Here is a 13,398-nt window from a genome sequence, read left to right as displayed (position 1 = left end):
CAGACTTCTTTTTATTATTGATTGTAACTTTATTTTGCAAACTGAATTTTTTTGTACATTGTAAAATAAATTGTACCTAAAATTAGACTTAATATAGAAAAAACGATAAATAACATTTCTATATTTACATAAGTATACAAATAACCCCCGACTGTTCCTCCTAATGCATCTCCAATAAAAAATGAGGAGTGGATGATACCAAAATATATCGGAAGTTCATGAGAAGGGAAAACTCTATATTCCCATATTTCAATTGAAATATTTGTTACTGAAATTAAAACACTTATTATAAAAATCAAAGGTAATATTAGATACTTTTGATTTAACATAACCAATCCTATAGCAGAGAAACACAATAATATTTCGGCAACTAAAATATTATAGTGAGGGTAAGTTAACAGCTTTTTGTTTTGAAAAGTTAAGCCACTGATTATTTTAATGGTTGCGTATACTGCCATTATTATACTTACTGTAGATAAACTGAATCCAATATTTTTTAGAATAATAGGCAAATAAGGCTCAAACATACCATTACTAGTCCCTAATATTACACTACTAATGACCGCTATAAGAGTAAGTTTTTTATCGGTAGGGAGAATGGTACTCCTTTTTTCGTTAATTTTATTGTCAGGAATTTTCACAAGGAATACTGTATATAGACTTAATGATGATGCTAATAATAATATAATATATATGTACTCCGATTCCTGAAAAATAACTAGAAGTTGACCTGCTAAAAGTACAGACAACACGGCCCCAATTTGTCCTGCCACAACCCTAGATGAAATCAAAAATTCCTTATCTTCATCTTGTTCATTAGCTATTACAAATATCCATGTACGCACGATAAGTATTACTGTCGAGGCTCCTATACCCGATATGAAGCCCGATAATATAGGCAATGCAATTGGACTAGGGAAGATCCTCAATAACATTCCCAAAGAATAAATAGGAATAAAAAATGCAAATGACTTCAATAATTTTTGTCCATTAATTTTACTTCCTAAAAGAAATGATAAAGAACCTGCTATCGCCATAAAAGCATAAGAAAGGGAATACGCAAAAACCGCATCATTTTTTTCAAACCATAAAATTTGTACATAGCGGGATATACCCATGCTAAGATAGAATATCAGTAAAAAAGATACTAATCCTTTATATTTTAAGGCCTTCACAATTGTTTTTAAACCTCATCTCATTTGTCTCATTTATTAAATATTCGATATCAGCTTTATAATCATCATTTAAATTAATTCCTGATATATCTATATTTAATATTGTTTCATACTGTTCCAAGTTAAAGAGAGTATATAAATAACTGTATAATATCTCACCAGTATACCTATCATTATATTCAAGGTTATAAGCAGTCTCGTAATGTAATGCTGCGTTCTGATAATCTTCCTTTTGTAAGAAATAATAGCCCTTCATTGCTGATTGTATAGACAAATCAACAATATTTTTCTTCTCGATAATTTCTAACCATTCAAATCCCTCATCTAATAACTCATGATCAAAGAGAATTTTTACGATTTCATAGTGATAATCTGCATCATAGGTATCAATTTCTATAATTTGTTGTAATAATTCAACACTTTTTCTAAAATCTCCTAAAACATTATAACATTGAGAAATATTGTAAAGCAAAACAGTTTTATGGAGGACTGCGTATTCCTTGCCACCCGAAATTAATACATCAAGTTCCCGTATTTTAATTTCTAATAAATTAATAGCTTCCTCGATTTGATTCTTTTTAAATAGGAGAAGCGCATAACCATTCCTATTAAATATTCTTTTAAATTCTTTATCATTATGAATAAATGATGGATCGTTTAATAAATTAAAGGCTTGCTCTAAATAGTTTTCTGCCTTTTCAATACTGTGGAATTTTCTGTCGTGATGCCTTAAATACAACATTGATAGTATATAAAGCGCTGTAATTTTAATTTCATTTTCGTTACTATTATTAACTTCTTTAGAAAGGATTTGATTTAGTAAGGCTTCACCAGCCATAGTATTCCCTAAATTGTTTTGTGTAATTGCAAAGTTAAGGATGAATTGGGAGTCTAAAATGGTTCCCTTAGAATTTAAGATGTCATTACCTATCTTTAAAGATGTCCAAAGATCACCGACACTTAAGTAAAACGGCATATCTTCGAAATCGACTTCATCCGTTATCTTATTTACTTCTGGAGCAACTATAATATCTATAATATTTTGAGAATAATGTTTTAATCGATCGATAAAAAACAATTCAGGCTCAGAAACTTGTGAAATATTGAATTTAAACGTAATTTCTTGAATATTGTTACTTTGTAGTTCTTGATAAACTTTATAACTTATAAAATTAATCAAGCGTAGAGCTCTATGTAAATCAAAGTACCTCAATTGATGATTAATATTTTGACTATCAGTTATAGACATCCCCGATGTTATTTTTAGATTTTTAGGATCTAAAAAATTCTCTTCAACTGTCGTAAGGAAGTTCACTTTATCCAAACTTTTCACAGTATTAGCGATGATACTCGTACTTATCATGCTCGTCTTTTTAATTTCCATCATTGTAATGCCTCCTATTTTATAAAATAAAAAATGATGACGTTTTTACACGACATCATTTTTTATTTTGATTATTTGTAAGTAACTGAGTTAGTTTTCTTAAGTACTTTTGGTTTACGCATATTATTTCACCTCCAATAGATTATTTGTAATTAATAATTACAGGTCGGATACCATTCCGATAACTTGATTATACTGGAAAATATTTCTTTAATGGGCATCTAAAAGTTGGGAAAAAAACAGCTTTTAAAAGTGTTTAATTCGCATCGAAATAAGTTTATTTCTATAGAATCAGGAAATTTTTTTGTATATGAAGGAAAGAGGGTTATTAGAACGATTTAGATAAAATTATTGATATAATACGAGTTATCCATTATTTAACCAATATGTGGTATAAAAAGGGTAGTACAGCCGCCCTTTATCTACTAGTAAACAATATAGGGAGTGAAAAATTATGATGATAGGTCACGTGATTCGTAGTGAAAGATTGAAAAAAAATATGAAGCAGAGTTACTTAGCTAAAGGGATTTGCTCACCATCCTACCTTAGTAAAATAGAAAATAATAGTACAGAGCCGAGCGAAGAAATTTTACATTTAATTTCTGAAAAATTAGGGATTGAACTAAATCTTGAGAATAAGAATGTTGATAAATTAGGAAGAGACAAGAGGCACTATTTGAGTGAAATATATAAGGAAATTACGATACAGAGAAATGAAAGTTATGCAGAGCAAGTTTATAAAGAGCTTTCAGAATTAAAATTTTCTTTCAATGATAACGATTTCTATTTATATTGTTTAGTAAATCTTCGAGTTTTAGTTATTTTAAAAGATAATAAAACCATAATGTCATTATTAAACCCATTAATGAGAGACAAAGAGAAGTTAAATGAGTATGAATCCTATCTGTTGGCGAAAATTTTAGGCATGTTTTATTTCGTCAATAATAATTTAAAAGACTCCATTGGAAATTTTGAAGAGGCACTGAACATTTCTAAGCGTGTTAATTTACCGAGTTGGGACCAGGCAGACTTATTTTATATGTATTCTTTAGCTAGTCTATCTAATCAACAAAATGTAAAAGCTATTGAATATAGTGAAATGTCATTAAAATTCTTTAATGAGAACTTTTTATTTGAACGCTCTATTGAATCACTCATTATACAAGGGATAGCCTATAAAAATAGTTTAGATTATAAAGCATCTTTAAAGAGTTATCAAAGGGCTATAGAAATTGTAGAAAAATTTAATAATTATAAATTCAAGTCTATAATTTTCCAAAATCTAGGGGCACTCTATACTAAACTAGAAGATTATAACTTGGCCTTAAAATATTACTTAAAGAGCTTAAAACTTAAAAATAATATTGATAAAAAACTAATTACAATACTTTCTATAATCCAAATTTATTCAAGGCTTAACGAATTTCACGAAATGAACATGTGGGTTCAAAAAGGGTTAGAGGAAATCGGTGAAAATACGGAATATGAACAATATATAATTCATTTTAATGTATACAAATTACTAGGGGAAGGTGACATTGAAAAAATAGAGTTATATTTGCCTAAAGCTATCCAGTATTTTGAAAAAATAAAAGATTATAGACATACATATAAATATTGTATTAGAATGGCTTTATTACTACAAAGTGTGAAGAAGTATAAAAGCGCTTCATTTTATTTTGAAAAAGCTTTTCATTACCAAAACGTTACTAAAGAAATCAGAATTTGGGAGGATATTTAAAATGAAAAAAAACATAAAATTATTATTTATCGCAAGTATGTTAATGCTAATGGTAAGTGCTGCATCTGTTACTGTAGTATCAGCAGAAGATGAATTACCTGGAATGACACATAACGCAAAAATTATAAAATCTAATAACTAATGAGGTTTATCCAACGGCTTCAAACCTGTATTTAATTTCTAAGAGGGCGTAGCTGTTGGCTTTTGCAAACCTACTTAATTAAAGAAGCCTAATTCAGTTAACAGTATAATTAACTGAGTTAGGCTTCTTTTAACAATTAAATTAAGGGCGATTCCTTATAGAAAGTTCTAATCCAAACAGAAGAATTATTATAAGGCGGTGTAAAATATGGTGAGTTATCAAAGCTTCACACAAGATGAACGCAATGCTATTTTGGCAAAGATGTCAGAAAGACAAAAAGAATTTTTAATGAGCACGCTAAAACGGAGCCGCGCCACAGCTTTTGCTAATACATTGTTAATGACGTTAGCTGAAACGAAGCATGCTGCTACACATTTATTTACGGAAAGCGCGGATCTTATTGAATCTGATTGGGAATTAGTCGAGATTATCGACGCTGGACAAGTAACAGATTCCTTAAAGTGCGAATGTGGCCGGTCTTTGAGATACCAATACACCGTGAAAAATAACTTAACGGGTGAAACATTAAAGTTAGGTAAAACACACTTAGCATTACATATGGGTATCCCTGAACATATTGCCCAAGCAGTAATCAATAATTTAATGCAGATTGATTTTGAATTAGATGAAATTCTTGAAAAGTATCAAGCTAAATTTAATAAAGCAGCGGATGATCCCATGAATAGTTACTGGGAGAATTATCTCTTTTTATTCGATGAAACTATCGTGAAACAATTCGAACTAGGAATACCATTTCTTGATAGTCAAATAAACAAATTAAGCAACTTAATATCCGAACACCAAAAAGAGACACAAACCGCTATTTTAAAAGCAGAGGCAGAAGAAGAGTTACAGCAGTTTTTTGAAAAGAAACGAAATAGTCATGCCTTAAATCATGAAGACCAAGTATCGTTTAGATTTGAACAGAATACTGGTGCCGCGCAGGGTGTATCATTTAGTACATTATTAGATAAACAATCTTTATCCAACGAACGTAAGGAACAAAAAGCCCATTGGACCGACCGAATGAAAATCCTAAGTAGTATTGAAAGAAGCGACCTTTATCATTTCGATTTATACGATGATATACTTATCTGCTTGAAACAGGGGATAAATAGTGCGAACGCTATTATCGAACAATTATTGCAACTTGAAAAGTATCAGCTGTTATTTGCCTCTTGTACTAATAGAATGTGTTATATACTTGTCACTGGCCGAATAACTGCTGCTATTTTAAATAATGAACCAATCACAAGGGAAAGTCGGGGAGACCGCCAAGACACTTATTATTTCTTAACTGAACAGAATGTTTAAATGGCTGTAGAAAATACGTTTAGAAAGAAATTATAATATAGTTGTCACTTGCACCCATACAGGTATTGATAGAAACCCTTATTACAAACCACATTAGAATATTAAAATTTTAAGAAATTTTGTAAAATTTTGTTTTTTTAGATTGTTAATCTAGTAAGAATATATCAAATTAGTAAAATTTTCTGTCAAATACTTCATTATTTTAAAATAAAATGTTAATATTGGTAATATATTCAATAGGAGGTGTATTATAATGCCACAAATTATGCCATTTGGTAAATTAAAACGTATCGGTAAAAAGAAAAAATAATTAATAAAGAGTAAAGGGCTTTATGCCTTTTACTCTTTATTAATATAAAGGAGGGACATCGATGCTAATGTTTCAGGATGGACATATACCTCTAGGTAATTTCCGAAATCTTAAAAATAAAATTCAATATCATCATGAAATACAAAAATCTATTTATGGAGATTATTCTCATATAATTTTCAGTGAGTTTAAAGAAATATATGCTGTATATTATTCTGGAGAAAATGCAATAACAGAAAATCCGGAAGGTTACATAAACTTTTTTTTTGGAAAAGAAATTTCAATAATTAATATTAATAAAATAATTAAATTAGTACTTAATACTATTGAGAAGAATGAACAGTTATTTTGTATTTATATCAGTTTATTTTCTGAAGATGAAAGTTATCAAGCTCAATATATCGAAAATGAAAATTACAAATTAATTAACGCTGCACTTTCTTCTATCTTTGTAAAAAAAGATTTAGAACAAAGTCCAAAAATAAAAGAAAATAATATGGATTATGAACTTGAGCTTTGTGAACCAGACGATAAAGAAAATGTGTTGAAATGTATTGAAGAAGCGTATTTTAATGGAACAGAAACCGATTTATATAAAAATATAGGTATTGATGGTTTTAAAAAAAATATTAGAGATTATTACGAAAACATATTAGATGATTATCATGTTTTTATAGCCAAACATAATGGTTATTTTTGTGGACACATTACATATGAAGTTAGAGAAGGAAATGCTAATTTAATTGATGTATATTCATTAGAAAATCATAAGGTTAATGATTTTTTATCAGAAGAAAGTGAGTATATTATGAGAACAAAGAATGTCAAAAAGATTGAGGGATCTGTTAAAGTTGTCAATAATAATACTCAAAGAACTTTTGATATACTTCTGAACATTACTAAGAAAGACTGGGATATAGATGGTTTATTATTTAATCTAAAAGTGGGGAAATTTAGTGATGAATAATGCAGATTTATTGTTCAACAAGGTGATTGAAAATTCGGTATTTATCCACGGAAAATCAACAATATTAGAAAAAGAAATCATACAAAATAGACTAATAGACCCTATACTTTCTTGTCATCCTAATTTAACAATAAATAATGAAAGTTTTCAACAAAGAGAACAAAAGATGAAAGTTAAGAAAAAAGAGTTAAAAATAATAATCAAAGAAATAGATGAGGAGAACATTGATTATTTAGCTCTTAAAGGATTAGCCATGTCAAAATATTATCCTAAGAATATTTTAAGGCAAAGTAATGATTTTGATCTAATTCTAAAAACCCCCCAAGATTTTTGGAAGCTTCATCGACTCTTCGATAAAAAAGGATATGAATTTACTTATTTACCTATGTTTAGCGAAAATCATAATAGCTTTTTAGGTTTATTAAAATATGAAAAAGTTTTAGAAAATAATATTAAAATAAGAATAGAAGTAAATATATCACATTTTATTGTTGCGGAAGGAGTTTGGTATGTAAAAGATTTGTGGGAACAAAGTCAATTTATAAATTTCAATGGTATAAGCTTGAAAATACCTTCTGATGAAAATAACTTAATTATGTTGATTTTGGAGTCAAGTGGTAGAGATGAAATGTTTGTGCGTGATTTTATAGATTATTATTTTATAATGCAAGCAACTTCTATTAATTTTAAAAATATTGAAAAAAAATTAAATAATGTCTTTTTAAAAAGTGTATTTAGTAAATTTATAGCCTATTCTAACGAATTTAACTTTAAAAAAGTAAAAAGGAAAAATTCCAAAATCGCACGTGAACTTGGTATAATTTTGCCAAATTTATTGAAAGAAAAAAGTATGAAGAAGGTATATCATAGATATCTGAAATTTTTAGGAGATAACTTAATTGAAAAAGATATTTTATTTGGAATTGTAGAAAAAATCGATGCAAATGTATCTACCTTGACTCGTTTTAAACAAGGACTATTTTGTCATTTTTATCTTATTGATGGAGAAAAGATTGGTCAATTAAAATGGGTGAAATTTGAAAAATATTATTTGTTAATTACGCCTATTGGTGCTTTTATTGCTACTAATTTTGCATTTATAGAAGAAGACGATGAATTTAAAATTAAGGAATTTTTAAGGATGGTATAAATGAAAAGCACTTTTAATAACGATTTATGGAAAAATAAACAATTTGCCAGGTTATTTTTTGGAACAACTATATCAAATTTAACATTTTATATTTTTACTTTTTTATTACCTATTTTAATTTTCGAATATACAAACTCATCTTTTGCAATGTCTATTATGAGAGCAATAGAAGTATTACCTAATATTATTTTTGCTGTTTTGATTGGGGTTTTAGTAGATAGGTATAATAAAAAGAAAATTCTATTAAACGCTTTAGTCTTACAGATTATTTCAATATCAATCATAATTTTACTATTACATATCAATGAGTTTAATTTATGGATTTTATATTTACTTGGTTTAGTATTGTTCACTTCACAGTATACATTCGGTAATGCATACCATACAATAATACCTTTAATTATTCATAAGGAACAACTAACTGATTCTAATGCCATACTGAGTTTTATGAACACTTTAATTTTATTAATTGGACCTAGCTTCGCAGCGCTAATGATAAGTTTCTTTTCAGTAAAAATTAGCTTAATGATTACCATTTTGGGACTATTATTGTTATATACTATAATCTTTTTTTCTAAAATTCCCGGGATACAAAGCAAATCAAAAAATGCTTCAAATAGTATATCGAGTGATATAAAAGAAGGATGGCACCATCTTATTAAAAATAATATTTTGTGGAATATGACATTAATTATATTATCGTTAAATATTAGTATTGCTTTATCTGGATCAGTGTTAATCTATTATGCATTAAATGATTTATTTGTTACGAAATCTCAGTTAGGGTTTATTTTAACAAGCACAGGAATAGGGGCATTGATTGGCTCTTTAATTGCAAAAAAAATTACTAGATATCTCAATAGAGGCAAAATTTATATTGTCTTTTTATTTAATACTTTCCTGGGTGTTTTGATTTTATTCTTCTTTTCTGAATGGTATGGTCTAATTTCAGGATTACTTTTATTGGGTATTAGCCAAATGGTTATAAATATTCATTATTTAACTATAAGACAAGAAACGACACCAAGTCATTTATTAGGAAGAGTAGCAGGTACCTCATCAATGATTATGAAGTCTGCTGCGCCACTTGCTTTTTTATCTGGGGGACTTATAGCAGAATACTTCCCTGTGAAATATATTTTTCTAATATCAGCTATTTTAATATTTGTGTCAATCATCTTTAGTTTTAAATTAAAACTTTGGAAATTTAAATAAAGCGGAAATTTACTATAGGGGGATAATAATGAGTGAACATATAGATATTTTTGATGATAAATATAATTTAGTAGGAAGTTCAACTAAAAAAGAAGCCCACGAAAAAGGCTATTGGCATCGAGTTTTTACCTGTATTGTAGTAAATCCTATTGAAAAAACTATAATATTGCAAAAAAAAATTCCTGGAAAATACAGTTTTGATAGACCAGATTATATTGATATCTCGGTAGGAGGTCATTATAAAAAAGGCGAGAGCATTCAAGATGGAGTTAGAGAGCTTAATGAAGAGATGGGTTTAAATGTTAAATATGAAGAGCTTGTCTACCTAGGAATCAGGCAAAATTCAGTAATATTGGGGGACAACTACATTAACAATGAATTTCAAGAAATTCATTTATTAGAGTCTAGAATACCTCTTATAGAATATAAATTGAATGATGAAGTAAATGGGTTTGTAAGCATCAACATAGATTTAGGTTTAAAACTATTACAAAATATTATCAAAGAAGCACCAGTTAATCATGTGTATCTTAAGGATGGTAAAAAAATCGAAAGTACTGTCTCTGTATCCCTTTCTGATTTTGTTCCAAATTATTTAAAAACAGATAAGATATTTTTGCGTTTATTTATTGCTGCAAAAAAATATATAGAGGAAAAGGAAAGCAAAGAATATCCTTTGTTTTGGTGAGCTAATGAAAGTTGATACAGTAATTATATGTGCAGGTGGGTATGGAACACGCTTTCTTCCATTTACTAAAAGTATATCAAAAGAGTTACTCCCTATTGGGGGAGTTCCAGCTATTCAAATTGTGGTTGAAGAATGTATTAAAGCAGGATTTAAAAAAATTATTATTGTAGTTCCTAAAAATACAAATAATATTCAAGCTCATTTTCAAAGAAATGAACAATTAGAAGAATATTTGAAAATAAAAAATAAAGATAGAGAATTAAATATATTAAAAAGTATTCCAGACTACTCAAAATTAATTTTTGTCGAAGAACAAGATGATTTAGAATATGGAAATTTGGCCCCTATCTTAAGTGCACAAGAACACCTGTCTAGTGAATACATTGCAATAGCCTTTAGTGATGATGTTATTATAAACGGTTCAGGTATAAAAGAGATAAAGGACTTATTTGAAGAGAATGAATTGGATGGAATTGTAGCTTCAAAAAGACTTGACCGCGCTGAAATTGTTAACTTTGGAAATATTATTAGTAGTGATGAACAAATTTTAAAAAAGATTATTCAAAAGCCAAAATTAGACGAAATAGTATCAGATTTTGCACTAATTAGTAGATTAATAATTCCAACTAGCATATTAAAGAACTATCACTTTTATAATAAAGAACCAGATCTAGGTTCAACAATTTCAGAACATTGCGAAGAAAAGAAATTCTATGTTAAGGAATTAGAAGGTGAATGGTTAAATTTAGACACACCGGAATCTTATTATCGTGCGAATGAAACATACTACAGAATTAAAGGAGTTATTACATGAAAGTAAATTTCCCTATTATTTCCCAGCATGCAACTTGGATTGGTGTTAACCCCGTACAAGGTTGTCCAAAAAGATGTAAATATTGTTTTTTACAGTCTCAAAATAAAACAGGAATCAAACCAGAAATTTTAATGGGTGAAGAAGAAACTATAATTGAGCTATTAAACTCACCGCATTATACTGAAGAATCTATTCTTAGTTTTTTTACGAACACAGATGCTTTTGCAACAAAAGATAATATGAATTTTTTAGAAAATATACTTTTAGAATGTGATAAACATAACATTTATAACGTCAAAACATTTATTACAAAATGCTCGATTCCTGATAAATTTATAGATTTATTTGAAAAACTCATAAAAAAAGGGCATAAAATAATTGTCTACTTGAGTTATTCAGGATTGGATAACACTATAGAGCGTGGTATTTCTCATGAAAAAATAAGAGAAAATTTTATAAGGTTAAGCGACCGTAATATTCCTATAATTCATTATTGGCGACCTTTCGTACCTCAGAATTCACAAAAACACAAGTTAGAAGAAGTTTTTAACTTTGTATCTAAATATTCAACGGCTTCAGTTATTGCTGGTTTAAAAATAGAAGAGATGTATTATGATAACTTAGATTTTTGGCCAGAATTAACAAATAACAATAGAAAAAAAATATTAATGGCAGAAGGAATATGGCCAAAAGGTGTAATTGAATTTTTTGAAGAATTAAAAGCTAATAATAATCAATATCCATTTTTCCAATCAAATTCTTGTGCACTTGCTCACGCCTTAAAAAAACCAGATTCTAATGCATTTAATAATACAAAAATTTGTAACTTTAATAATTGTCCTCTGGAACAAAGAGAACTTTGTAATAGTTTCTACAAAAATATTTCCTTTTCGGAAAAAGAATTTATAAAAACAATGAATTTATTAGGATATGATACAGATAAGATAAATTATAAGTTAACTGATGCTAATGAAATACATATTTTTGGTATTACTATGTCTGTAGCTGATCAATCTTTTATAACTCAAAAATTTCATAAAAGGGTCTTGGTTAATAAATTAGCTACAGATATATACTGGAATACGTCAGTAAATGGAAGCGAACCATTAGAAATATGAGGTGTATTAATGCAAATTCTAAAAACCCTAGAAAATACTTATGATTCTGCTATTAATTTAAAAAAAGCCTTTGCAGAAATTGATGAAAAGAAATGGACTTCAAATGTCTTCTGTCAAGAAATAATGTTACAGCTTAGTCATTTACAAAGTGTATATTATACAGAAGAAATGCAGTTTATTTTAGAAGATAATAGAAGCTTAACAAATTTGAATGATGAAATATCTGATTTATATTTACAAATATTAAATTTAGCAAATATATATTTTTCTTATCCTGAACTAGAAAAAGAAATTATAGAATTATATGAAAGTACGCCCTCAAATATGTTAAGTAGTCAATATATAGTTGCACTGTCAATTATACTGGGGCAAATAAACGAATCTGTGATGATACTTACTAAGTATAGATTTAAATTAAACAGAAGTACACTGTATGGAGCAGAAGAAACAGATTATTTAAAACAAAAAATCAGTGAATTTATAATCATATTGTTTCATTTGGCTGAAGGATTAAAAATAGATATCAATGATTCCTTTTTTATAATGTTCAACGATGCTTCAAATTTTTTAAAAGAGATATAAAAAATGGTAAAGGGAAAATTTGGGGATAAGAAAATCATAGATTACAAATATATAAAAAAATTTATTGTTCCAAATGGTGTTAATGAAAAAAATATTCATACCTGTTTACAAAACTCCTATAACATGAATATTTTAATTAGATATTATAACGAAATGTTAAGTAATTCAGGTATACCAGTACCGAAATTACTGGAAATAAAATTTGATTATAACGATTCTTATTTAATTCAAGAATATATCGAAGGAGACTCTTTAAATGATTTTTTAAATAATGCCGCTACTAGATCATATGAGTATTTATATTATGCAGCATATTATTTCTCCTTAATAATAGGATATATTAGTGATCAATATAATGTAGACTCTTTATTCCGAATTGATACAAATTTAGAAAACTTTATTATTGATAAAAATGGAAGTATGATACTAGTTGATATTTATCCCCCCATAAATGTTCCAATATTTAATAAAGTTGAGTTTAAAAATCAAGATTTAAAAGATTTATATCTTAATATAGATATACAAATAATAGGTTTAATTGGGTATTTTTTTAAACCGTTAGTAAAGAATAAAATAAATGAGAAAATTGTCTATAAAAAACTATACTTAAGTATTCAAAAAATACTTGAAGATAGTATATTTAATTATTTATTAACGAGCAATTACAATTATTCTATCTTTGGAAAAAAAATTAGTGTAATTGAAAATTATATAAATAACGACAATTTAGATTTTGAGAATTTTCAAAATGAGTTTTTAAAATTTTCAATAACCCGTTTTCTAGAATAGGTAGAGAGG

13 protein-coding genes are annotated in these 13,398 nt (G+C 27.7%); 11 read left to right on the top strand and 2 right to left on the bottom strand.

Annotated elements, in window-relative coordinates:
- Positions 1-29: 29 nt before the first annotated feature.
- Positions 30-1,175: an MFS transporter gene (locus ACQKN3_RS14545; protein WP_427712626.1), complete on the bottom strand. Its 1,146-nt coding sequence runs from the start codon at positions 1,173-1,175 to the stop codon at positions 30-32.
- Positions 1,156-2,562 carry a tetratricopeptide repeat protein gene (locus ACQKN3_RS14540; RefSeq protein ID WP_427712623.1) on the bottom strand — a complete coding sequence of 469 codons (1,407 nt, stop codon included), beginning with the start codon at positions 2,560-2,562 and terminating at the stop codon, positions 1,156-1,158. The genes ACQKN3_RS14545 and ACQKN3_RS14540 overlap by 20 nt, the downstream gene beginning before the upstream one ends.
- A gap of 451 nt (positions 2,563-3,013) precedes the next feature.
- Here ACQKN3_RS14540 and ACQKN3_RS14535 point away from each other — a divergent pair, with 451 nt between their 5' ends.
- The 11 genes from ACQKN3_RS14535 to ACQKN3_RS14485 all read left to right on the top strand — a co-directional run bounded on the left by ACQKN3_RS14535 (position 3,014) and on the right by ACQKN3_RS14485 (position 13,389).
- Complete coding sequence (locus ACQKN3_RS14535) at positions 3,014-4,300, top strand: tetratricopeptide repeat protein (protein ID WP_427712620.1); 1,287 nt, start codon at positions 3,014-3,016, stop codon at positions 4,298-4,300.
- Position 4,301: 1 nt separating this feature from the next.
- The gene (locus tag ACQKN3_RS14530) at positions 4,302-4,442 is read left to right on the top strand and encodes a hypothetical protein (RefSeq protein WP_427712617.1); all 141 of its coding nucleotides are present in this window, start codon (positions 4,302-4,304) and stop codon (positions 4,440-4,442) included.
- Between the two features lie 207 nt (positions 4,443-4,649).
- A complete protein-coding gene (locus ACQKN3_RS14525) occupies positions 4,650-5,756 on the top strand; it encodes a hypothetical protein (protein ID WP_427712614.1) in 1,107 nt (368 codons plus the stop codon).
- A 371-nt stretch (positions 5,757-6,127) separates the two neighbouring features.
- The gene (locus tag ACQKN3_RS14520) at positions 6,128-7,033 is read left to right on the top strand and encodes a hypothetical protein (RefSeq protein ID WP_427712611.1); all 906 of its coding nucleotides are present in this window, start codon (positions 6,128-6,130) and stop codon (positions 7,031-7,033) included.
- Entirely contained in the window at positions 7,026-8,183 is a 1,158-nt protein-coding gene (locus ACQKN3_RS14515; RefSeq protein WP_427712608.1) for a nucleotidyltransferase family protein, read from the top strand. The genes ACQKN3_RS14520 and ACQKN3_RS14515 overlap by 8 nt, the downstream gene beginning before the upstream one ends.
- A complete protein-coding gene (locus tag ACQKN3_RS14510; protein WP_427712605.1) occupies positions 8,184-9,398 on the top strand; it encodes an MFS transporter in 1,215 nt (404 codons plus the stop codon). It begins immediately after the preceding gene.
- A gap of 28 nt (positions 9,399-9,426) precedes the next feature.
- Entirely contained in the window at positions 9,427-10,086 is a 660-nt protein-coding gene (locus ACQKN3_RS14505; RefSeq protein ID WP_427712602.1) for an NUDIX hydrolase, read from the top strand.
- A 4-nt stretch (positions 10,087-10,090) separates the two neighbouring features.
- Complete coding sequence (locus tag ACQKN3_RS14500) at positions 10,091-10,900, top strand: sugar phosphate nucleotidyltransferase (protein ID WP_427712599.1); 810 nt, start codon at positions 10,091-10,093, stop codon at positions 10,898-10,900.
- Complete coding sequence (locus ACQKN3_RS14495; protein WP_427712596.1) at positions 10,897-12,018, top strand: radical SAM protein; 1,122 nt, start codon at positions 10,897-10,899, stop codon at positions 12,016-12,018. The genes ACQKN3_RS14500 and ACQKN3_RS14495 overlap by 4 nt, the downstream gene beginning before the upstream one ends.
- 9 nt (positions 12,019-12,027) lie before the next feature.
- Entirely contained in the window at positions 12,028-12,600 is a 573-nt protein-coding gene (locus ACQKN3_RS14490; RefSeq protein WP_427712593.1) for a hypothetical protein, read from the top strand.
- A 3-nt stretch (positions 12,601-12,603) separates the two neighbouring features.
- Positions 12,604-13,389, top strand: a complete 786-nt coding sequence (locus ACQKN3_RS14485; RefSeq protein WP_427712590.1) for a hypothetical protein — start codon at positions 12,604-12,606, stop codon at positions 13,387-13,389.
- The last annotated feature ends 9 nt before the right edge of the window (positions 13,390-13,398 follow it).

It is taken from the genome of Solibacillus sp. NPDC093137 (genome assembly GCF_050280445.1).
Classification (GTDB): Bacteria; Bacillota; Bacilli; order Bacillales_A; family Planococcaceae; genus Solibacillus; species Solibacillus isronensis_B.
Note: the sequence above shows the minus strand (reverse complement) of the source record. Positions and strands in the feature narration are given on the sequence as shown.